The 20,762-nt window shown below is 72.9% G+C and carries 18 protein-coding genes; 3 read left to right on the top strand and 15 right to left on the bottom strand.

Annotated features, from left to right (window positions below; all coding sequences use genetic code 11):
• Window positions 1–141 precede the first annotated feature (141 nt).
• The 3 genes from ACGFZQ_RS31405 to pdhA are packed head-to-tail and all read right to left on the bottom strand — an operon-like array spanning window position 142 to window position 3,616.
• Complete coding sequence (locus tag ACGFZQ_RS31405; RefSeq protein WP_393843142.1) at window positions 142–1,470, bottom strand: dihydrolipoamide acetyltransferase family protein; 1,329 nt, start codon at window positions 1,468–1,470, stop codon at window positions 142–144.
• The gene (locus ACGFZQ_RS31400; RefSeq protein ID WP_393843141.1) at window positions 1,470–2,474 is read right to left on the bottom strand and encodes an alpha-ketoacid dehydrogenase subunit beta; all 1,005 of its coding nucleotides are present in this window, start codon (window positions 2,472–2,474) and stop codon (window positions 1,470–1,472) included. Before ACGFZQ_RS31400 ends, ACGFZQ_RS31405 begins: the two co-directional genes overlap by 1 nt.
• Window positions 2,471–3,616, bottom strand: a complete 1,146-nt coding sequence (gene pdhA / locus ACGFZQ_RS31395; RefSeq protein ID WP_393843140.1) for a pyruvate dehydrogenase (acetyl-transferring) E1 component subunit alpha — start codon at window positions 3,614–3,616, stop codon at window positions 2,471–2,473. Before pdhA ends, ACGFZQ_RS31400 begins: the two co-directional genes overlap by 4 nt.
• A gap of 175 nt (window positions 3,617–3,791) precedes the next feature.
• Here pdhA and ACGFZQ_RS31390 point away from each other — a divergent pair, with 175 nt between their 5' ends.
• Window positions 3,792–4,292: an Lrp/AsnC family transcriptional regulator gene (locus ACGFZQ_RS31390; protein ID WP_382529295.1), complete on the top strand. Its 501-nt coding sequence runs from the start codon at window positions 3,792–3,794 to the stop codon at window positions 4,290–4,292.
• 16 nt (window positions 4,293–4,308) lie between these two features.
• On the opposite strand, the gene ACGFZQ_RS31385 is transcribed toward ACGFZQ_RS31390, so the two are convergent.
• Window positions 4,309–4,896, bottom strand: coding sequence for a TetR/AcrR family transcriptional regulator (locus ACGFZQ_RS31385; RefSeq protein WP_393843139.1), 588 nt, complete (start codon window positions 4,894–4,896; stop codon window positions 4,309–4,311).
• Complete coding sequence (locus ACGFZQ_RS31380) at window positions 4,893–6,407, bottom strand: 3-hydroxyacyl-CoA dehydrogenase (protein ID WP_393843138.1); 1,515 nt, start codon at window positions 6,405–6,407, stop codon at window positions 4,893–4,895. The genes ACGFZQ_RS31385 and ACGFZQ_RS31380 overlap by 4 nt, the downstream gene beginning before the upstream one ends.
• A gap of 148 nt (window positions 6,408–6,555) precedes the next feature.
• On the opposite strand from ACGFZQ_RS31380, the gene paaN reads away from it, so the two are divergent.
• Window positions 6,556–8,262 carry a phenylacetic acid degradation protein PaaN gene (gene paaN, locus ACGFZQ_RS31375; protein ID WP_393843137.1) on the top strand — a complete coding sequence of 569 codons (1,707 nt, stop codon included), beginning with the start codon at window positions 6,556–6,558 and terminating at the stop codon, window positions 8,260–8,262.
• A 210-nt stretch (window positions 8,263–8,472) separates the two neighbouring features.
• On the opposite strand, the gene ACGFZQ_RS31370 is transcribed toward paaN, so the two are convergent.
• The 4 genes from ACGFZQ_RS31370 to pepN form a co-directional block, all read right to left on the bottom strand.
• Entirely contained in the window at window positions 8,473–9,207 is a 735-nt protein-coding gene (locus ACGFZQ_RS31370) for a TrmH family RNA methyltransferase (RefSeq protein WP_393843136.1), read from the bottom strand.
• The gene (locus ACGFZQ_RS31365; RefSeq protein ID WP_393843135.1) at window positions 9,204–10,403 is read right to left on the bottom strand and encodes an HTTM domain-containing protein; all 1,200 of its coding nucleotides are present in this window, start codon (window positions 10,401–10,403) and stop codon (window positions 9,204–9,206) included. Before ACGFZQ_RS31365 ends, ACGFZQ_RS31370 begins: the two co-directional genes overlap by 4 nt.
• Window positions 10,400–11,185 (bottom strand): DUF5819 family protein, encoded by a 786-nt coding sequence (locus tag ACGFZQ_RS31360; protein WP_393843134.1) that lies wholly within the window; start codon window positions 11,183–11,185, stop codon window positions 10,400–10,402. The genes ACGFZQ_RS31365 and ACGFZQ_RS31360 overlap by 4 nt, the downstream gene beginning before the upstream one ends.
• Window positions 11,186–11,574: 389 nt before the next feature.
• Window positions 11,575–14,010 (bottom strand): aminopeptidase N, encoded by a 2,436-nt coding sequence (gene pepN, locus ACGFZQ_RS31355; RefSeq protein ID WP_393843133.1) that lies wholly within the window; start codon window positions 14,008–14,010, stop codon window positions 11,575–11,577.
• Window positions 14,011–14,169: 159 nt separating this feature from the next.
• Between pepN and ACGFZQ_RS31350 the strand changes: the two genes are divergently transcribed.
• Window positions 14,170–15,303: an acyl-CoA dehydrogenase family protein gene (locus ACGFZQ_RS31350; RefSeq protein ID WP_393843132.1), complete on the top strand. Its 1,134-nt coding sequence runs from the start codon at window positions 14,170–14,172 to the stop codon at window positions 15,301–15,303.
• Between the two features lie 143 nt (window positions 15,304–15,446).
• On the opposite strand, the gene ACGFZQ_RS31345 is transcribed toward ACGFZQ_RS31350, so the two are convergent.
• The 6 genes from ACGFZQ_RS31345 to ACGFZQ_RS31320 all read right to left on the bottom strand — a co-directional run bounded on the left by ACGFZQ_RS31345 (window position 15,447) and on the right by ACGFZQ_RS31320 (window position 20,723).
• Complete coding sequence (locus tag ACGFZQ_RS31345; protein ID WP_351738617.1) at window positions 15,447–15,776, bottom strand: rhodanese-like domain-containing protein; 330 nt, start codon at window positions 15,774–15,776, stop codon at window positions 15,447–15,449.
• Window positions 15,777–15,815: 39 nt separating this feature from the next.
• Window positions 15,816–16,628 (bottom strand): hypothetical protein, encoded by an 813-nt coding sequence (locus ACGFZQ_RS31340; protein WP_393843131.1) that lies wholly within the window; start codon window positions 16,626–16,628, stop codon window positions 15,816–15,818.
• Between the two features lie 9 nt (window positions 16,629–16,637).
• A complete protein-coding gene (locus ACGFZQ_RS31335) occupies window positions 16,638–17,231 on the bottom strand; it encodes a hypothetical protein (protein ID WP_393843130.1) in 594 nt (197 codons plus the stop codon).
• Between the two features lie 29 nt (window positions 17,232–17,260).
• Entirely contained in the window at window positions 17,261–18,724 is a 1,464-nt protein-coding gene (locus tag ACGFZQ_RS31330; protein ID WP_393843129.1) for a DUF2252 domain-containing protein, read from the bottom strand.
• Window positions 18,725–18,828: 104 nt separating this feature from the next.
• The gene (locus tag ACGFZQ_RS31325; RefSeq protein WP_351738094.1) at window positions 18,829–19,488 is read right to left on the bottom strand and encodes a response regulator transcription factor; all 660 of its coding nucleotides are present in this window, start codon (window positions 19,486–19,488) and stop codon (window positions 18,829–18,831) included.
• Window positions 19,461–20,723: a sensor histidine kinase gene (locus tag ACGFZQ_RS31320; RefSeq protein ID WP_393843260.1), complete on the bottom strand. Its 1,263-nt coding sequence runs from the start codon at window positions 20,721–20,723 to the stop codon at window positions 19,461–19,463. Before ACGFZQ_RS31320 ends, ACGFZQ_RS31325 begins: the two co-directional genes overlap by 28 nt.
• Window positions 20,724–20,762 lie beyond the last annotated feature (39 nt).

Below are 20,762 nucleotides of genomic sequence, written 5' to 3'. Positions count from 1 at the left end.
GGGGAACAGTCGGTCGTGCAGCGCCTCATGGGGCGGAGCCGTGGGTACGTGCGCGAGTGCGGCTGGTTTGTGGCTGGTCGCGCCCACGCGGCGGAGCCGCATATTGATGCAGCCCCGTGCCCCTGAAGGGGCGCGCTGCGGTCAGAGTGTCCTGAGCAGTACCGCCGGGTTTTCGACGCAGTCGGCCACGTAACGGAGGAACCCGCCCGCCGTGCCGCCGTCGCAGACCCGGTGGTCGAAGGTGAGGGACAGCTGGACGACCTGCCGGACCGCCAGTTCGCCCTCGTGCACCCACGGCTTCGGGACGATACGGCCCACGCCCAGCATCGCCGCCTCGGGGTGGTTGATGATCGGCGTGGAGCCGTCGACGCCGAAGACGCCGTAGTTGTTCAACGTGAAGGTGCCGCCGGTGAGTTCGCCGGGGGTGAGCTTTCCGGTGTGGGCCGCCTCGGTCAGCCGGGTGAACTCCGCCGTCAGCGCCTCGGCGTCGCGGGTGTGGGCGTCCCGGACGACAGGGACCACCAGGCCCCGGTCGGTCTGGGCGGCGAAGCCCAGATGGACGTGGTCGAGTTGGACGATCTCGCGGGCCTCGACGTCGACGTAGGAGTTCAGCTCGGGATAGCGGGCCAGGGCGGCCGTGCTGATCCGGGCGAGGAGCGCGAGCAGGGAGATCTTCGGGCCCGCCGCCGCGTTCATCGCGGTCCGTGCGCGCACCAGTTCGGTCGCGTCCGCGTCCACCCAGCAGGTCGCGTCCGGGATCTCCCGGCGGCTGCGGGACAGCTTTTCGGCGACCGCGCCCCGGATGCCCTTGAGGGGCGTGCGGGTGCCGGTCCGGGCGTTCGCGGGGCCGGCCAAGGAGTTCAGCGGACCGGGCGGGGTCCTGGTGGCGGCGCGGGCCGCGCTGACCCGCAGGGCGTCCTCGACGTCGGCGCGCAGGATCAGACCGTCGGGACCCGAGCCGGAGAGCCCGCGCAGGTCCAGGCCGTTGTCCCGGGCGAGCCGGCGGACCAGCGGGGAGATCACCGGGACCGGGCCCTCGGGGAGCGGGGGCGGTGCGGGCACGCGCGCGTGGACCGCCGTTTCGACGGCGGCGGCCCTGCCGGCCGTGCCGTTGGCCTGCTCCGGTGCGGTGGGCCGGGCCCGGCGGCGGCGCGCCGGCGGTGCCCCGGTGCCGTAGCCCACCAGGACGTTGCCGGAGCCCTCCGCCTCGGGGAGCGGGGTGGCCTCGCCGACGGCGACCGTCAGCAGCGGGGCGCCGACGGGCAGTTCGGCGCCCTCCTCGCCGAAGCGGGCGGTAACCACACCGCCGTAGGGGCACGGGACCTCGACCATCGCCTTGGCCGTCTCGACCTCGACGACCGGCTGGTCGATCGCGACGACCTCACCGACCTGGACCAGCCAGTTGACGATCACCGCCTCGGTCAGCCCCTCCCCGAGGTCGGGCAGTTTGAACTCCAGCACCTGTGCCATCAGCCCTCGGCCTCCCACTGCAGACGCGCCACCGCGTCCAGAATGCGGTCGACGCCGGGCAGGTGGTGGCGCTCCAGCATCGGCGGCGGGTAGGGGATGTCGAACCCGGCCACGCGCAGCACCGGCGCCTCCAGGTGGTGGAAGCAGCGCTCCGTGACCCGGGCCGCGATCTCCCCTCCCGGTCCGCCGAACCCGCCCGACTCGTGTACGACGACCGCGCGCCCGGTGCGCCGTACCGAGGCGCAGACCGTCTCGTCGTCGAACGGCACCAGGGAGCGCAGGTCGACGACTTCGAGGTCCCAGCCCTCCGCGTGGGCGGCCTCGGCGGCTTCGAGGCAGACCGATACGGACGGGCCGTAGGTGATGAGCGTGGCACTGCGCCCTGTGCGGCGCACCACCGCGCGGCCGATGGGTTCAACGTCCGTCGGCTGCTCGGGGTTCCAGGTGTCCTTGGACCAGTACAGGCGCTTGGGTTCGAGGAAGACGACCGGGTCGTCGGAGGCGATGGCGGCACGCAGCAGGCCGTAGGCGTCGGCGACCGTGGCCGGGGTGACGACATGCAGGCCGGGGGTGGCCATGTAGTAGGCCTCGGAGGAGTCGCTGTGGTGCTCGACGCCGCCGATGCCGCCGCCGTAGGGGATGCGGACGGTGATCGGGAGGGGCATCCGGCCGCGGGTGCGGTTGCGCATCCGGGAGACATGGCTGATCAGCTGCTCGAACCCGGGGTAGGCGAAGGCGTCGAACTGCATCTCCACGACCGGGCGCAGCCCGTACATGGCCATGCCGACGGCGGTGCCGAGGATGCCGGCCTCGGCGAGCGGGGTGTCGGTGCAGCGGTCCTCGCCGAACTCCTTGGCGAGGCCGTCGGTGACCCGGAAGACCCCGCCGAGGGTGCCGACGTCCTCGCCCATGACGTGCACGGAGGGGTCGGCGGCCATCGCGTCGCGCAGCGCGCGCGTGAGGGCCTGGGCCATGGTGGCGGGCTTGACGGCGACGGTCGTCATCGGTCGCCGCCTTCCTGGTCGGCCTGCTCGGCCTCCAGCTCGGCCCGCAGCATGGCGCGCTGCTCGCGCAGCTGGGTGGTGGTCTCGGCGTACACCTGGTCGAAGAGGGCCATGGGGTCGAGCTCCGGGTCGCGGTTCATGCGCTCGCGCAGGTCGGCGGCCATGGTCTCGGCGCCTTCGCGCGCGTGCCGTACGAAGTCCTCGTCGAACAGTCCCCGGTCGGTCAGCTCGCGCTCCAGCAGCAGGATCGGGTCGTGGTCGCGCCAGGCGTCCACCTCGGCGTCGCCGCGGTAGCGGGTGGCGTCGTCGGCGTTGGTGTGGGCGTCGATGCGGTAGGTCACCGCCTCGACCAGGGTGGGGCCGCCGCCCTGGCGCGCGTGCCGTACGGCGTCGGAGAGGACCTGGTGCACGGCGGCCGCGTCGTTGCCGTCGACCAGGCGGCCCGGCATGCCGTATCCGACGGCCTTGTGGGCCAGGGAGGGGGCGGCGGTCTGCTTGTCGAGCGGGACGGAGATGGCGAAGCCGTTGTTCTGGACCAGGAAGACGACCGGGGCCTGCCAGACGGCGGCGAAGTTCAGGGCCTCGTGGAAGTCGCCCTCGCTGGTGCCGCCGTCGCCGACCATGGCGAGCGCGACCACGTCGTCGCCCTTGAGGCGGGCCGCGTGGGCGAGGCCGACGGCGTGCGGGAGCTGGGTGGCGAGCGGGGTGGAGAGGGGGGCGACGCGGTGGGCGTAGGGGTCGTAGCCGGTGTGCCAGTCGCCGCGCAGCAGGGTGAGCGCCTCCACAGGGTCCACGCCCCGGGCGACGACCGCGAGGGTGTCGCGGTAGCTGGGGAAGAGCCAGTCGCGCTCCTCCAGGGCCAGCGCGGCCGCGACCTCGCAGGCCTCCTGGCCGGTGCTGGACGGGTAGACGGCGAGGCGGCCCTGTTTGGTGAGGGCGGTGGCCTGCGTGTTGTACCGGCGGCCGTGCACCAGCCGGGTGTAGAGCCGGCGCAGCAGCTCCGGATCGGCCTTGGCGGCCGCCTCGGTCCCGAGGACGCGGTAGGGCCGCTCGTCGGGCAGCAGAGGCGCGGGGTCCGTCCGGGGTTGCCAGGCGGGCGGCGGCGACGGGCGGTATGCGCCTCGCTGCTCCAGGACCGTCATGACGGCACCTCCTCGTGGGGGTGGCTACGGGAGACGGGTCGGCTGTGAGCCGTCTCACCTACCGATTGTTCGGTCGTCAGCACATTTTGGCTACAGGCGGCTCCAGGCTGTGGACAAACGGTTCTCCACAGCCTGGAATGAACGCATTACGTCCATGGTAGGAAGGCGGGGGGACATGCCACCTGAACAAATGGCCGAGGGCCCGCAGGACCGCGCCGCGCTGCCGCCCGCGCGCCCGCTGGACGCCATTGATCAGGACATCCTGCAGATCCTCCAGGCAGACGGCCGGGCCTCGATACGGTCGGTCGCCGAGCGTGTCCACGTCTCGCGCGCCAACGCCTACGCGCGTATCAACCGTCTGATCGAGGACGGGGTGATACGCGGTTTCGGCGCCCGGGTGGACCATGAGCGGGCCGGGCACGGCACCTCCGCCTACATCACCCTGAAGATCGTCCAGAACAGCTGGCGCACGGTGCGCGAGGAGTTGCGGCAGCTGCCCGGCGCCGACCACATCGCCCTGGTGGGCGGCGACTTCGACGTCCTGCTCCTGGTGCACACGCCCGACAACAGGGCGCTGCGCGAGCTGGTGCTGACCCGGCTCCAGGCGATCCCGGAGGTGCTCAGCACCCGCACCCTGCTGGTGTTCGAGGAGGAGGACCTGGGACCGGGCGGCTGACGCCGGACGGCCGGGGTCAGGCCGCGCGGAGCCCCGAGAACACCAGGCGCACCACCGCGTCGGAGACCTCGCGCTCGGTCCCGCCGCGCCCGTCCGGGCGGTACCACTCCACGATCGAGTTGACCATGCCGAAGACCAGCCGGGTCGCGAGGCGCACCTCGATGTCACCGCGGACGTCCCCGTCGGCGGCGGCCGCCTTCAGCAGGTCGGCCACCCGGTGGTCGAAGTCCCGGCGCCGCTCCAGCGCCCACCGCTCGGTGTCGGTGTTGCCCCGCACCCGCAGCAGCAGCGTCACGTACGGCAGTTCGGCGATCAGCACCTCGACCATGCGGCGCACGACGTGCTCCAGGCGGTCGGCGGCGCGCCCCACGCGCGCGTGCTCCTCGTCGAGGATCCCGAACAGGCCGTCCAGGGCGCGGCTGACGGCCCGGCGCAGCAGTTCCTCCTTGCCGGAGACATGGTGGTAGATCGACGACTTGGAGATGCCGGCCGCCTTGGAGAGGTGCTCCATGGAGGTGCCGTCGTAGCCGCGCTCGTTGAAGACCTGGACGGCCACCGAGAGCAGGGTCTCGGGGGTGTAGGTGTCGCGCTTGGCGGTGGTCATGAGGCGCCCTCCCGCTTCTCGGTGGCGTACGCGTGGCGGTAGAGCGCGAGGGAGGGCGCGTAGCGGCCGCTCGGGTCGCGCAGATGGAGGTCGTCGAGGAGGTCGTAGGCGAAGTCGCGGCCGAGGCGGCGGCTCCACTCGAAGGGGCCGAGCGGGTAGTTGACGCCCAGGCGCATCGCGGTGTCGATGTCCTCCTCGGTGGCGACGCCCTTGGCGACGGCGTCGTGCGCGAGGTCGACGATCCGGGCGACCGTGCGGGCGACGATCATGCCGGGGACGTCACCGATGACGCTGACCTGCTTGCCGAGCGCCTGGAAGAGACCGATGGCCTCGCCGAGCGTCTGGGGCAGCGTGTCGTGTCCGGCGGACAGGGCGATGCGGGTGGCGCGGCGGTAGTCGAGCGCCAGGTCGAAGTAGACGACGTCCCGGAACTCCACCGAGGTCTGGCCGTCGGCGAGGACCAGCTGGCCGCCGCTGGGCAGTACCAGGCGGGTGCCGTGGTCCTCGTCCTCGTCGCGGACCTGGATGCCCGCCTCGCGGATCATCGCGAGCAGCTCGGCCGCCGGGCCCAGGTTGCCCTCGGCGACGACGTAGGCGGGCCGGTCGGCCGGCTCGGCGGTGTGCGGCTCGGGGCGCTCGGCGTCGTCCGCGTAGTCGTACCAGCCGTGCCCGGTCTTGCGGCCGAGGTGGCCGGCCTCGACGAGCCGGCGCTGGGCCAGGGAGGGCGTGAAGCGGACGTCCTGGAAGAAGGCCTGCCACACGGAGTGCGTGACGGACTCGTTGACGTCCTGGCCGATCAGGTCGGTCAGTTCGAAGGCGCCCATCCGGAAGCCGCCGCTCTCGCGCAGCACCGCGTCGATGGTGGCCGGGTCGGCGGCCTGCGCCTCGTAGACGGCGAACGCCTCGGTGTAGAAGGGCCGCGCGATGCGGTTGACGATGAAGCCGGGGGTGTCCGCGCAGGCGACCGGCGCCTTGCCCCAGGCGCGGGCCGTCTCGTACGCGCGCGTGGCCGACGTGACGTCGGTGGCGAACCCGGAGACGACCTCGACCAGCGGCAGCAACGGCGCCGGGTTGAAGAAGTGCAGGCCCACCAGGCGGGCGGCGCTGCGCAGGGAGCCCCCGATGGCGGTCACCGACAGGGAGGAAGTGTTGGTCGCCAGCAGACAGTCGCCGTCGACGATGTCCTCAAGGGCCCGGAACAGCTCCTGCTTGGCCTCCAGCCGCTCCTGGACGGCCTCCACGACCAGGGTGCAGTCCGCGAACTCGGTGAGCTCCTCGGCGGGCAGCAGCCGGGCACGGGCCGCGTCCCGGTCGACGGCCGTCATCCGGTCCTTCTCGACCAGCCGGTCGAGACGGGCGCCGATCGCCGCGGCAGCGTCCCCGGCCCGCCCGGGGACAGCGTCGTAGAGCCGTACGGGATGGCCCGCGACGAGTGCGACCTGGGCGATGCCCTGGCCCATGGTGCCGGCGCCGGCGACCCCCACGGGGCTGCTGAGGTCGAGTGCTGTCATGTGCGCGATCCTCCCGCACGGGGTTTTCCACAGATGCGGCAGGCCCCCTTGTCCCGACCGATCGTTCGGTTACTCTAGCTCTGTCCGGCCGTTTCCGCCCAGGTCATGAGCTCGAAGGGGAGCTCATCAGACGAGGAGTTGGTCCCGCATGACCGCCGAACTCACCGTGCACGAGCTGATCGCCAAGCACCGGCCCACCCTTGACCAGGCGCTGGAGGCGATCCGCACGCGCGCGTACTGGTCCCCCCACCCCGAGCACCCCAAGGCCTACGGCGAGCATGGCAGCCTGGACGCCGCGGCCGGCAAGGCCGCCTTCGACGCCCTTCTCGGCGGCCGCATCGACCTCGGCCAGCCCGGCACCGACGACTGGCTGGGCGGCGAGGTCTCCCCGTACGGCATCGAACTGGGCGTGACCTACCCACACGCCGACGTCGACACACTGCTGCCCGCCATGAAGGCCGGCCAGCGCGCGTGGCGCGACGCGGGCGCGGAGGCGCGCGCGGTGGTGTGTCTGGAGATCCTCAAGCGGATCAGCGACCGGACGCACGAGTTCGCGCACGCGGTCATGCACACCAGCGGACAGGCGTTCATGATGGCGTTCCAGGCGGGCGGCCCGCACGCCCAGGACCGCGGCCTGGAGGCGGTGGCGTACGCGTACGTGGAGCAGGTCCGCACCCCCGACACGGCCGAGTGGTCCAAGCCGCAGGGCAAGCGCGACCCGCTCGCGCTGACGAAGGCGTTCAAGCCGGTCCCGCGCGGGATCGCACTGGTCGTCGGCTGCAACACCTTCCCGACGTGGAACGGCTACCCGGGTCTGTTCGCCTCCCTGGCCACGGGCAACGCGGTACTGGTGAAGCCGCACCCGCGCGCGGTGCTCCCGCTCGCCCTGACCGTGCAGGTCGCCCGGCAGGTGCTCGCCGAAGCCGGCTTCGACCCGAACCTCGTGGCGCTGACGGCGGAACGCCCCGGCGAGGGCATCGCGAAGACGCTCGCCACCCGCCCGGAGATCAAGATCATCGACTACACGGGCTCAACGGCCTTCGGCGACTGGCTGGAGGCCAACGCCCGGCAGGCGCAGGTCTACACGGAGAAGGCCGGCGTCAACACGGTGCTGGTGGAGTCCACCGACAACTACAAGGGGATGCTCTCCAACCTGGCCTTCTCGCTCTCCCTCTACAGCGGCCAGATGTGCACGACCCCGCAGAACCTGCTGATCCCCCGCGACGGCATCCGCACCGACGAAGGCCCCAGGACGTACGACGAGGTGGTCGCCGACCTCGCCCGCGCGGTCGACGGCCTGCTCGGCGACGACGCCCGCGCGAACGCGCTGCTCGGCGCGATCGTCAACCCCGACGTCAAGGCCCGCCTGGAGGCCGCCGCCGGACTCGGCGAAGTCGCCCTGGCCTCACGTGAGATCGCCAACCCGGAGTTCCCGGACGCGGTCGTCCGCACGCCGGTGATCGTGAAGCTGGACGGGGCGCGGAAATATTGGGAGGGGGCCGACGACGAGGCCGCGTACATGAGCGAGTGCTTCGGGCCGGTGTCCTTCGCGGTCGCCGTCGACTCGGCCACCGACGCGGTGCAGCTGCTGCGGCGGACGGTCCGGGACAAGGGCGCGATGACGGTCGGCGCGTACACCGTCGACGCGGACGTGGAGGGCGCCGTGGAGGAGGTCTGCCTGGAGGAGGCGGCCCAGTTGTCGCTGAACCTGGTCGGCGGCGTGTACGTCAACCAGACAGCCGCGTTCTCCGACTTCCACGGCTCGGGCGGAAACCCCGCGGCGAACGCCGCGCTGTGCGACGGGGCGTTCGTGGCGAGCCGGTTCCGGGTGATCGAGGTGCGGCGGGAGGGGTAGCCGACACGTCTTCGGCCGAGCTTCCTTGTCCACCGCGACGGCGCTCGGCCACGACGGTGGTCATCGGCGGTGCCGAGCCGGGCGGTGCCGCCGTCGTGGCCGACGGTCGTGTGGTCGGTGCGGCACCGTCGGGGCTGGTCGCGCCCACGCGGCGGAGCCGCATGCGGATACAGCCCCGCGCCCCTCACGCGGCGCCGCAGCCCAGCCCCCTTACAAGGCACTCCAGTGGTACAAGGTCATCGCCACGCTGGTCGCCAAGTTGTAGCTGCTCACCTGAGGGCGCATCGGCAGCCGGAGGAGATGGTCGGCTCGCGCGCGCAGGTCGGCCGAGAGTCCCGTTCGCTCGGAGCCGAAGGCGAGGATCGCGTCGTCCGGGAGTTTCAGCCCCCTGATGTCCTCGCCCTCCGGGTCCAGGGCGAACAGCGGGCCCTGTGGCAGCTCCGCCACCGTCAGCCGTTCCACCGCCGTGGCGAAGTGGAGGCCCGCGCCGCCCCGGACGACCGTCGGATGCCAGGGGTCGAGGGTTCCGGTGGTGATGACTCCGGTCGCTCCGAAGCCCGCCGCCAAGCGGATCACGGCGCCCGCGTTGCCCAGGTTGCGCGGCTCGTCGAGGACCACGACCGGGGCCGTGCGCGGGACGCGGGACAGCGCACGCAGGTTGGCCTCGCGAGGCGGCCGTACGGCCAGGGCGGCCACCGCCGTGGGGTGCGGGCGCGGGACGAGGGACGTGTACGTCGGCGGCGGCACCTCCGTCAGGAGCGCGGCCAGCGCCTCCCGTACGTCCGGCGCCAGCTCGTCCGCCAGGGCCAGCGCCGCCGCCCGGTCCGTGGTGACCGCCACCGGCACCTCCGCGCCGAAGCGCAGGGCGTGCTTGAGGGCGTGGAAGCCGTCGAGGAGGACGGCGGAGCCCGCCAGCCGCGCCCAGTGGTCCAGGGGGTCGGTCATGCCCCGAAGCCTACGCGGGGCTGCTCCTCCGCCTCCGGGGAGCGCGTGGGCGGCAGTCCGGGGGCGCCACGCCCAAAGACACGGTCACGCACGCGTGACGCGCGGTCGCCGACCCAGAGCAGGAGGGCCGTCGGCAGGAAGACCGAGTCCGCCGCGATCATGGCGAGCGAGAAGAAGGGCAGGCCGAGGACGACCGCGATCACCGCGTGCTCGGCCATCATCGCGGCCAGCAGCACGTTCTTGACCCGGCGGTTGAACAGCGTGAACGGGAAGGCGACCTGGACGATGACCGTCCCGTAGGTCACCAGCATCACCAGCGTGCCGTTGACGGACAGCAGGTCGGCCAGGGCCGGCCAGGGCGAGAAGTAGTCCAGGTGGAGCGGGTAGTAGATGGCGGTGCCGTCCTGCCAGCGGGAGCCCTGGATCTTGTACCAGCCGGCGGTGGCGTAGATCAGGCAGGCCTCGGCCATGATCACGAACAGGGCACCGTTGTGCAGGATGTTGGCGATGACGTCCAGCAGGATCCGCGGCTCGGGTGTGCGTGCCCAGCGGCCCGCCGCCCACCACAGGGCGGCGCCCGCCCAGGTCGCCCACATGAGGGCCGGTACCAGCCAGCCGCCGCCGGTGCGGCCGGTGAGGGCCGCCAGGACCAGCAGGAGACCGGACACCGCCCACAGCGCCGGTCCGACCCGGTCGGTGACCGGCTGCCGCTCGGCACGCGCGCGTGCCGCTCGGCGCGCGTCCAGGGACCACACCTGGCCGCAGCGGGTGAACACCAGGTAGAAGGACATCAGGTGCAGCACGTTGTCGCCGCCGTCGCCCATGAAGACGCTGCGGTTCTGCAGGGACAGCACGCCGACCATGAACAGCAGGGACATGGTGCGGGTGCGCCAGCCCACCACCAGCAGGGCGCTGGAGAGGACGGCCAGGAGGTAGAAGACCTCGAAGTAGGCCCGGCCGTCGGAGGCCAGCAGCGCCGTGAACGCGTGGTTGTCCGAGGTCAGCTGCTGGGCGAGGTCGAAGCTCCAGGGGCCGTCGGGGCCGTACAGCTCCTGGCGGTGCGGGTACTCGCGCAGCAGGAACAGCAGCCAGGTGCCGGCGAAGCCGATGCGTACGACGGCCGTCTGGTACGGGCCGAGCGCGGACTCGGTGACCCGGGCGATGGCACGGGACAGGCACAGGGCGAGGCGGCTCATCGCACACCTCCGTCGGCCTCGTCCACCGTGACCGTCCACCAGGGCAGCACCCGGTAGACGGGGGTGTCGGAGACCTTTTCCCCGCTCCAGTCCGGTGGGGGCACGTTGGTGGTGCTCGAGCGCACCTGGACGCGCTCGATGGTGCCCTTCTCGCTGGTCGCGTCCCCCTCGTACATGCGCATCACGACGATCCGGCGCAGGTACTGCTCGGAGAGGGAGCCGCGCAGGCCGATGGGGCGGTTGTCGGTGCCGTGCGTGGTGACGAAGAAGTCCCAGGCCCGGCGCAGCTCGTTCTGCACGGTGTGGCTCGGCAGCAGGCTGCCGTCGATGGCCCTGCCGTCCTGGGCGGACAGGTCGTTCCAGCCGGTGGTGGTCGTGGTGCCGTCCCGCATCCGCACGTCGGCGCGTACCTGCACGGCGATGTTCTGCTGGAGCGGGTTCGGCGCGAACAGCTTCCAGTTCTGCTCGAACTCCGGGTACACCCATTCCTCGATCGCCTTGCCGTGCTGCTTCGTCACGGTGTTCGCCGGCGCGATGCTCAGGAACACCATCCCGAGGTGCACACAGGCGGCGACCGCGACCAGGGCCAGCGCGAGGGCCGCGCCGACCTGGTAGCGGGGGGAGAGGGCGGCGACGCCGGTACGGGGGGCGGCGGGGGGCTGCTGGGTGCCGAGGGGCGGTTGCTCCGGACCGGCCGCTGTGACAGGTCCCGGACCAGGACGCGTCCCGCTCGGACCCACCAGCCCCTGCCGGGCGTCCGAGTCCCCGTCGTACGCGTCCATTACGCCCCGTTCCCCGATCCCGCCGTGTCGTCCCGTGTCGTCCGGAGGGCCCATCCTGGACCGGCCGGTGTGCCGCTGCCCGGCACTCGCACGGAACGGTACTCAGCCCTGGCGGCCGGGCGCAGCCCCGGGGACCGGCCCGGAGGCGTGGCCATCGCCACTCCGGCCGGCCGCGGCCGCGGTCCCCGCAGCGCTCCGCCGGACCCTACGCCCCAGGTCACAGCAGGTCGTGCGGCGGACGAGGGCGGCCCGTGGAGCCCTGTCAGGCGGGTTGTCCACAGGCCGCGCCGAAGGTTTTCCACAGCGGTTGAACCCGCGGGCCCCGCCCTCGAAACTGTGGATGTGCCCCGGGACCGGGCGCAGCGGGCGAAGGGGGTATGGCGGATGTATCAGGCGTTCACGGTCCGGGCGTGGAGCATACGGCGGACGGCGTCGGAGCGTTCCAGGAGAGTGTTGCGGACCACGGGGGCCGCGTCCTGGGCCGCCTGCCGGGCCTTCTCGAGGTATGCGGAGTCGATGGCGTACGACGGGAAGAGCGCGGAGGTGTAGACCATCGCCGGAATCATTCCGCCCTGGTCCAGCTGGGGGATCACGGCCAGATAGCGCTCGGCGTAGAGGGCGAGCAGGGCGTCCTGGCCGGGGCGCCAGAAGGCGTCCGCCACCGCCCTGACCGACTGGACGGGCACCGTGCGGTCCACGATCAGCCGCTGCCAGACCTCCGCCTTGGCGGCCGGGTCGGGGGTGGCGGCCCGGACGGTGAGGGCGCGGACCCAGGCGTCGGGGTCGGGGTCGCGTTCGAGCAGGGCGGCGGACGCGGCGGTGACGTCGCCGCCGAGTTCGGCCTCGCGGACGAGGGCGCGCCAGCTCAGGTCGATGTCGTCGCCGGCCTGGTCGCGGAGCCAGGCCAGGTCCGCGGCGCCGGTCGCGGTGCGGGCCAGGCCGCGCAGGGCCACCTGGCGGCGGCCCGGGTCGTCGGCGAGCCGCCGGCAGGCCTTGGCCGCGGCCTCCGTCAGGGCGGGGCGGTCGGCGTCCGGGGCCCAGAGTTCGGCGATGTTGGTGACGAGGGTCAGGAAGGGTTCGATCACGGCGTCGGACGTCTCGGCGGCGAGGACCGCGGTGAGGCACCGTCCGGCTTCGGCCGCCGTGGCCTCGCCGGCCGTGAGCATGTCCCAGACGGTGGCGGCGGCCGCGCCCCGGGAGATGGCCGTGGGCAGCTGGGCCGCCGTACGGAAGAGGGTGTCCCGGGTGGCGGGGTCCGGGCGGGTGGTGGCGAAGGTGAGGTCGTCGTCGTTGATCAGGAGGAGGTCGGACGTGGCGGGAAGGCCGGTGACCGGGGTGCGGTCCTCGGTGACCTCGACGCGGACCAGGGCGGTGCGTGCGAGGGCGTCGCCGTCGCGGTCGTACGCGCCGACCGCCAGGACCTGCGGGCGCGGGGTGCCGTCGGCGACGAGGGTGACTGTGTCGCCGTCGTTCTCCAGGGTGAAGCGGTCGGTGCCGGCCGTCTCCAGCCAGGCCTTCCGCCAGCCGGCGAGGTCCCGGCCGCTCGCCTCGGCGAGGGCGTCGATCAGGTCCTGGAGGGTGGTGGTGCCCCAGGCGTGGCGGGCGAAGTAGGCGGCCATGCCGGTGCGGAACCGGTCCTCGCCGACGTAGGTCATCAACTGCTGGAGGACGGAGGCGCCCTTGGGGTAGGTGATGTTGTCGAAGATCGACGCGGCCTGGGCGACGTCGTGGATGGGCTGGTGGATCGGGTGGGAGACCGGGCCCTGGTCGGAGAGGTAGGCCTTGAGCTTGTCGCCGGCGAGGTGGCCGGCCCAGGCGTCGGTGTAGCGGGTGGCGCCCTCCGCGGCCCAGTGGCAGGCGAACTCGGCGAAGGCCTCGTTCAGCCAGAGGTCGTCCCACCAGCGCATGGTGACGATGTTGCCGAACCACATGTGCGCCATCTCGTGCAGCAGCACGACCGCGAGCAGCTCGCGCTCGGCGGGCGTCGGTGTGGCCCGCCGCAGGAACATGTCCGACCAGGTCACGCAGCCGTAGTTCTCCATGGCGCCGCCGAACTCGGGCATGAACACCTGGTCGTACTTGCGCTGCGGGAACGGCATCGCGAAGGCCTCGGCGTAGAAGGCGAGGCCCTGGCGGGTGAGGGTGAAGATCTCGTCGGCGTCGCGTTCCAGGACCTCGGCGAGCGAGCGGCGGGCGAAGATCCCGAGGTCGTGGCCGTCGGTCTCGCGGCGGATCTCGTGGAAGGGGCCCGCGTTGACGACGGTGTTGTACACGGACAGCGGCGGGGTGTCCGGGAAGCTCCAGCGGCGGGCCGCGCCCTGCTCCTCGACGCGCGGGCCGCCGGAGTTGCTGAGGACGGTCCAGGCGGCCGGGGCGGTCACGGTGAAGGCGTGCGGGGCCTTGAGGTCGGGCTGGTCGAAGCAGGCCCAGACGAAGCGGGCCTCGTCCGGTTCGAAGGTGGTCCAGACGTAGACCTCGCCGTCGGCGGGGTCGACGGCCTTGTGGATGCCCGGGCTGACCGTGGTGTCGGCCTGGACGCTCTCCACGCGCAGCACGTTGTGCGCGGCCAGGCCGGGCAGCGGGATCCGGCCGTCGTCGGTGGGGGTGAGGGGGGTGCCGTTGAGGGTGGCGGAGCGGACCTCGGCCGCGCAGTCGACGAAGGACTCGGCGCCAGGCTCGGCGCAGCCGAAGGCCACCGTGGAGACGCACCGGATCTCCGGTCCGCCGGGCAGGGCGGTGAGGTCGATGTCCACGTCGTACCGCTCGACCGTGATCAGAGCGGACCGGCGCTCGGCCTCGGTGCGGGTCAGGCTTCGGATCCCCATGTGTCCTCCCTCGTGTGCCCGGCCCCCGTCGGCGGGCAGCGGGCGTCAGCCTACGACGGAAGGAGCGGGTGATCGCAGAGGTTTTCGGTTCCCTTCTTCTAGAACCTGTTCTATCTTGACGGACCGTCAGATCAGCGGACCCGCCGGGAGGACAGGACCGTGGACTTCACCTTCACCGAGGAGCAGCTGGCGGCGGCCGAGGCGGCGCGCGGGGTGTTCGCCGGGGTGGCACCGGATGCGGTGCCGAGCCCCGCGCTGACCACCGGCGCCGTGGCCGAGCACATGGACCGGGACCTGTGGGAGCGGCTGGCCGCCGCGGACCTGCTGAGTCTGCTGACGGCCGAGGAGTACGGCGGGGCGGGCCTGGACGCCATCGCGCTCTGCCTGGTGCTCCGGGAGTCGGCGAAGGTGCTGGCCCGGGTACCGCTGCTGGAGAACAGCGCGGCCATGGCGGCCGTCCAGGCCTACGGGGACGAGGAGCTGAGGGGCAGGCTGCTGACGCGGGCGGGGCGCGGCGAGCTGGTGCTGACCGTCGCCGCGAGCGGGCGCACCGGACACGACCCGGCCGAGCTGGCGGTGACCGCACGGCGAGAGGACGGGGTCTGGGTGCTGGACGGGGTGCAGACGGCGGTGCCGTGGGTGTATGACGCCGATCTCGTCGTCGTACCGGCGCATACCGACGGCGACCGGAGCGTGCTGGCGCTGGTGGCGCCGTCGGGTGACGGGGTCACGCCCGCCGAACAGGTGTCGACCAGCGGGGAACGGCTCGGTGAGCTGCGGCTGGAGTCGGCGCGGGTCGCGGGGCGGGATGTGGTGACCGCGGCGGGGGCCTGGGAGTGGCTGCGGGAGCTGCTGGCGACCGGGACGTGTGCGCTGGCGCTCGGGGTGGGTGAGCGGGTGCTGCGGATGACCAGCGAGTACGCGGGGAAGCGGGAGCAGTTCGGGCATCCCGTCGCCACGTTCCAGGCGGTCGCCGTGCAGGCCGCCGACCGGTACATCGACCTGCGGGCCATGGAGGCGACGCTGTGGCAGGCGGCGTGGCGGATCGCTTCCGGGGCGGCCGGGGCGCTGCCGGCGGCCGGGGATGTGGCGGTGGCGAAGATCTGGGCGGCGGAGGGGGTGCGGCGGGTGGTGCAGACCGCGCAGCATCTGCACGGGGGGTTCGGGGCCGACACGGAGTACGTGCTGCACCGGTACCACGCCTGGGCGAAGCAGCTCGAGCTGGCGCTCGGGTCCGCCGGGGCCTATGAGGAGGCGCTGGGGGATTTGCTGGCCGCGCATCCACTGGGGTAGAGGATGCGAAATCAGGGGGCGCCCGGCCGGAGGGGAACCGCGGGGCGGTGGGGGCCGGCCGCGCCCACGCGGCGGAGCCGCATGTCGATACAGCCCCGCGCCCCTTACGCGGCGCCCCGGTGCGGGGCGCCATCGAGTCACCCTCAGATGACGAAACCCGGTTCGCCCGTGTCCGTCACTACCTCTCGTCCTGCCGCCTGCCACACCTGCATGCCGCCGTCCACGTTCACCGCGTCGATGCCCTGCTGGCCCAGGTACATCGTGACCTGGGCCGAGCGGCCGCCGGAGCGGCAGATGACGTGGACGCGGCCATCCTGGGGAGCGGCCTCGGTGAACTCGCCGTAGCGGGCCACGAACTCGCTGATCGGGATGTGCAGGGCGCCCGCGGCGTGGCCCGCCTGCCACTCGTCGTCCTCGCGGACGTCCAGCAGGAAGTCGCCGTCCTTGAGGTCCGCGACCTCCACCGTGGGCACACGCGCTGCGAAGTTCATGGCTCCGACGCTACCCGACCGCTACTCCTGGGCGAGCAGCGCGGCCAGCTCCGTCTCCCGCTCGGCCACGTCCTTGTAGAGCTTCTCGGCGATCTCGTCGAGGAGGCTGTCCGGGTCGTCGGGGGCCAGCCGGAGCAGGCCGGCGATGGGGCCGTCCTCCAGTTCCCTGGCGACCAGGGTGAGCAGTTCCTTGCGCTCGGCCAGCCATTCGAGGCGGGCGTACAGCTCCTCGGCACGGCTCGGCCTGCGCTCGGGCGGGACCGGGCCGGCCGCCCACTCCTCGGCCAGCTCCCGCAGCAGGGCCTCGTCGCCGCGGGCGTAGGCCGCGTTGACCCGGCTGAGGAACTCCTCGCGCCGCTCCTGCTCGGCCGCCTCCTGCACCAGGTCGGGATGGGCCTTGCGGGCCAGCTCGCGGTAGAGCCGGCGGGCCTCCTCGCTGGGCCGCACCCGCTGCGGGGGCCGTACCTCCTGCTCGGTGAGCATCGCGGCGGCCTCCGGGAACAGGCCGTGGCCGTCCATCCAGCCGTGCAGCAGTTCCTCGACGCCGGGGATGGGCAGGACCCGGGCCCGGGCCTCCTCGGCGGCGCGGATGTCCTCGGGGTCGCCGGTGCGGGCGGCCTTGGCCTCGGCGAGCCGCGCGTCCAGCTCTTCGAGGCGGAGATACAGAGGGCCCAGCTTCTGCTCGTGCAGCCGCGAGAAGTTCTCGACCTCGACACGGAAGGTCTCGACCGCGATCTCGAACTCGATCAACGCCTGCTCGGCGGCCCGCACGGCCTGTTCCAGGCGTTCCTCGGGCCGCGGTGCCTCAGACTGCTCAGCTTCCGGGGTCGTCACCCGACCAGACTAGGGCCTGTCGTCCCCGTGGGTGGCCGCCACCCACTCGGCGACCAGATCTCTGCAGGCCACGACGAGGGTTCCGGGGCGGCAGGCCAGCTCGTGGGTGCAGCCGTCCGGGTACGGGAGGATCTCGTCGGGGATCACCTCGCCGAGCGAGGTCAGGTCGCAGGCGCCCAGGACGTCCGTCTGGAAGCGGGAGACCCCTGAGCAGCGGACGACCAGGTCCTCGTCGTGCTTGAAGCAGCTGTGCCGGAAGCGGATCTCGATGTCGTCGGGGGCCGTGCGCCGCATCTCCAGCGGGTGCAGGTCCTTCACACAGCGGTGGCCGCCGAAGTCGTAGTGGTCCGGGTCGGTGGCGAAGGCGCGGGCGCCGGGCGGCAGCTCACCGGCGAACTCCGGGAGCCGCGCCAGACAGGGACCGGGGTCGATGCGGACCGGCCCCATGCCCTCGCCGTCGACGAACACCGGCCCAGCGCCGCCGTCATCGACGACGGATACCGGCCCACCGCTGCCGTCATCGACGAACACCGGCCCAGCGTTCTCGCCGTCGCCGAAGACCGGACCCTCGCTCTCGCCGTCCTCGATGACGACGTACTTCACCTCTGCACCTCAGGGCCTGTCACCGGCGGTCACACCCCGAGTTCCGCCGCGATCCGGCCCGTCCGGACCGCGGTCACCAGTTCCTCGTGGTCCGCCTCCGTGCGGTCGGCGTAGGTCACCGCGAACGCGGCGATCGCCTCGTCCAGCTCCTCGTTCTTACCGCAGTAGCCGGCGATCAGGCGCGGGTCGGCGCTGTGGGTGTGGGCGCGGGCCAGCAGGGCGCCGGTCATCCGGCCGTAGTCGTCGATCTGGTCGGGCGACAGGGCGGCCGGGTCGACGCTGCCCTTGCGGTTGCGGAACTGGCGGACCTGGAAGGGGCGGCCCGCGACCGTGGTCCAGCCGAGCAGGATGTCGCTGACCACCTGCATCCGCTTCTGCCCGAGGACCACCCGGCGCCCCTCGTGGTCGACGGCGGGCGCCTCGAAGCCGGCCGTCGCCAGGTGCGGGACGAGCGCGGACGGGCGGGCCTCCTTGACCTGGAGTATCAGCGGCTCGCCGCGATGGTCCAGGAACAGCACGACATACGACCGGGTGCCGACGCTGCCGGTGCCGACTATCCGGAAGGCGACGTCGTGCGGGGCGTGCCGGGAGAGCAGCGGGTGGCGGTCCTCGGAGAGCGTGGTGACGTAGTGCTCCAGGGCCGCCACGACCGTTTCCGCCTCCTCGTCCGCGACCCGGCGCAGCACCGGCACGGCGTCGACGAAGCGGCGCCCGCCGTTCTCGGTGGGCTCCGTGGACCGGGCCGCGAACCGGCCGCTGGTGTTGGCGCGGGCCTTCTCCGAGACCCTGCGCAGGGTGCCGAGCATGTCGTGGGCGTCGGAGTGGGAGACCAGCTCCTCGTCCGCGATGGCGTTCCACGCGTCCAGCACCGGGAGCTTCGCCAGCAGGCGCATGGTGCGGCGGTAGGCGCCGGCCGCGTCACCCGCCGCCTTGCGGCACATGTCCTCGTCGGCGCCCGCCTCCCGGCCGGCCAGCACCAGGGAGGCGGCGAGGCGCTTGAGGTCCCACTCCCAGGGGCCGAGCACCGTCTCGTCGAAGTCGTTCAGATCGATGACGAGGTCGCCGCGCGGGTCGCCGTACAGGCCGAAGTTGGCCGCGTGGGCGTCGCCGCAGATCTGGGTGGCGATCCTGGTCATCGGGGTCCGGGCCAGGTCGTGCGCCATCAGGCCGGCCGAGCCGCGCAGGAACGCGAACGGGCTCGCCGCCATCCTGCCGACCCTTATCGGGATCAGCTCCGGGATACGGTCGCGGTTGGACTCCTCGACCGCGCTCACCGCGTCCGGCCGGGAGCCGTCCAGGTCCAGGGCGTCATGGCTGCGGCGCGGCACGGCCGAACGCAGCGCCCTGCCCTCCTCCTTGGGCGAGCCCTCCACGGGCCACTGCGCAAAGCCCTTCGGCGAGGGCAACTTGCGCGCCCCGGCTGCCGTCAGGTCTTCCACTCCGGTCACGTCGACCGCCTCCCCCGTACTCCGCACACGCACCCGCACGAACATCAACTCGTGGAAACGGTACAGGTGGGGGCCAGAACCGTGTCAGACCCTGTGGATAACTCCGAGGGGATCGAATACAGCCCCGCACACCCCCGAGGCCCTCCCCCTCAAGCCCGCAAGAAAGCCAGCACCGCCAGTACCCGCCGATGTGTCTCCTCCGCCGGCGGCAGGTCCAGCTTCGTCAGGATCCCGCCGATGTGCTTGCCCACCGCCGCCTCCGAGACCACCAGCTCCCGGGCGATCGCGCCGTTCGACTTCCCCTCCGCGACCAGCGCCAGCACCTCCCGCTCGCGCGGGGACAGCCGCTCCAGCGGATCCCGGCGCCGGCGCAGCAGTTGCCGTACCACCTCGGGATCGACGACCGTCCCCCCGTCGGCCACCGCGCACAACGCCTCGACGAAGTCCGCCACCTGCCCCACCCGGTCCTTGAGCAGATAGCCGACGCCCGTCCCGTCACCGGAGTCGAGAAGGTCGGCCGCGTAGCTGCGCTGCACGTACTGACTGAGCACCAGGATCGGCAGCGTCGGCCGGGCGGCACGCAGTCGCACCGCCGCGTGCAGGCCCTCGTCCTGGAAGCCCGGCGGCATCCGTACGTCCGTCACGACGACGTCCGGCGCATGCTCCGCCACCGCCGCGACCAGCGCCTCCGCGTCCCCCACGGCCGCGACCACCTCGTGTCCGCAGCGGCTCAGCAGCCCGACGATCCCCTCCCGCAGCAGCACGCTATCCTCGGCCAGGACTACCCGCAGCGGTCGGTCGGTTCGCACGGCAACTCCACACGCAGCAGGGTCGGTCCGCCCGGCGGACTGGACACGGAGAGTGTGCCATCCAGCACCGACACCCGGTCCGCGAGTCCGGTGAGCCCGCTGCCCGCCGACGCGTCCGCGCCGCCCCGGCCGTCGTCGCGCACCTCCAGGAACAGCCGCCCGTCCCGGTGCCCGCCGTGCACCCCGGCGCGGCCCGCGCCACTGTGCCGGTCGACGTTGGCGAGCGCCTCGCGCACCACGAAGTACGCGGCAGCCTCCACCGGTTGCGGCAGCCGCACGGACAGCAGGAAGTCGACGTCCACGGGAACGGCCGTACGGTCGGCCGCGTCGGCCACCGCCGCCGCCAGGCCGTGGTCGGCGAGCACCTGGGGATGGATGCCGTGGACGATCTCCCGCAGTTCGGCGAGCGCCTCGCCCGCCTCCCGCTGGGCCTTGGCGAGCTGCTCGGCGAACGGGCCCGGCGGGGCGTCCAGGAGGGCCAGGCCGAGGGTCATGGACAGGGCGACCAGGCGTTGCTGGGCGCCGTCGTGCAGGTCGCGCTCGATACGCCGTCGCTCCGCCTCGAAGGCGTCCACCAACCGCGCGCGGGACCGCGCCAGTTCGACCATCCGCGACCCCAGCTCCGCCTCGCGCGGCGCGATCAGCAGCCGGGTCAGCTCGGCCCGGGCGCCGGCCGTGACGCCCAGCGCATAGCCGCCCAGAGCCAGCAGCGACAACCCCAGCACCGCCACCCCGAAGGCGGCCGGCCAGGTGCTGACCGTCCACGCCTTCAGCACCTTCGTACCGCGCCCTTCGCCGGCCGCGGCCAGCAGCAGCGGGGCGGCGACCAGCGACAGCGGGCAGAGCAGGCCGAGGGTCACGGCGAGCGCGTCCAGGGGCCACAACAGGCCCGCGAACAGCAGCGCGTGGCCGAGCTCGCGCCAGGTCGCCCGCTCGCGCAGCCGGGTGGTCAGCCAGGCCCGCAGGCCGGTCGCGGAAGGCCGTACATGCGGGTCGTACGCCGGATGCCGGTCGACCAGCCGCAGCCGGTGCCGTTCGAGCCGGGCCACCGGAAGGCCCGCGAGCGCCGTGAGGAGCAGCAGTGGCAGCCCTACGAGTACGACGGCGAGCGCGACGCCGGCCGCGACCGCGGTGACCAGTCCCACGAGGAGTACGGCACCGGTGACCGCACCGGTCAGCAGGTAACCGGCGGCACGCCAGGGCCAGCCGGAGACCAGGAAGCCGGGCCCGGTCATGGCCTGCCAGACGCTGCGGTGAGGGGGCTGCATGCCGGT

This window comes from Streptomyces sp. NPDC048254, assembly GCF_043201895.1.
Lineage (GTDB): Bacteria > Actinomycetota > Actinomycetes > Streptomycetales > Streptomycetaceae > Streptomyces.
This window is presented reverse-complemented; position numbering and strand designations above follow the sequence as displayed.

Coding starts and splice junctions, on each gene's coding strand:
- ACGFZQ_RS31405 (WP_393843142.1), bottom strand. CDS start 1,470: ATGGCACAGGTGCTGGAGTTCAAACTGCCCGACCTCGGGGAGGGGCTG.
- ACGFZQ_RS31400 (WP_393843141.1), bottom strand. CDS start 2,474: ATGACGACCGTCGCCGTCAAGCCCGCCACCATGGCCCAGGCCCTCACG.
- pdhA (WP_393843140.1), bottom strand. CDS start 3,616: ATGACGGTCCTGGAGCAGCGAGGCGCATACCGCCCGTCGCCGCCGCCC.
- ACGFZQ_RS31390 (WP_382529295.1), top strand. CDS start 3,792: ATGCCACCTGAACAAATGGCCGAGGGCCCGCAGGACCGCGCCGCGCTG.
- ACGFZQ_RS31385 (WP_393843139.1), bottom strand. CDS start 4,896: ATGACCACCGCCAAGCGCGACACCTACACCCCCGAGACCCTGCTCTCG.
- ACGFZQ_RS31380 (WP_393843138.1), bottom strand. CDS start 6,407: ATGACAGCACTCGACCTCAGCAGCCCCGTGGGGGTCGCCGGCGCCGGC.
- paaN (WP_393843137.1), top strand. CDS start 6,556: ATGACCGCCGAACTCACCGTGCACGAGCTGATCGCCAAGCACCGGCCC.
- ACGFZQ_RS31370 (WP_393843136.1), bottom strand. CDS start 9,207: ATGACCGACCCCCTGGACCACTGGGCGCGGCTGGCGGGCTCCGCCGTC.
- ACGFZQ_RS31365 (WP_393843135.1), bottom strand. CDS start 10,403: ATGAGCCGCCTCGCCCTGTGCCTGTCCCGTGCCATCGCCCGGGTCACC.
- ACGFZQ_RS31360 (WP_393843134.1), bottom strand. CDS start 11,185: ATGGACGCGTACGACGGGGACTCGGACGCCCGGCAGGGGCTGGTGGGT.
- pepN (WP_393843133.1), bottom strand. CDS start 14,010: ATGGGGATCCGAAGCCTGACCCGCACCGAGGCCGAGCGCCGGTCCGCT.
- ACGFZQ_RS31330 (WP_393843129.1), bottom strand. CDS start 18,724: ATGTTCGTGCGGGTGCGTGTGCGGAGTACGGGGGAGGCGGTCGACGTG.
- ACGFZQ_RS31320 (WP_393843260.1), bottom strand. CDS start 20,723: ATGACCGGGCCCGGCTTCCTGGTCTCCGGCTGGCCCTGGCGTGCCGCC.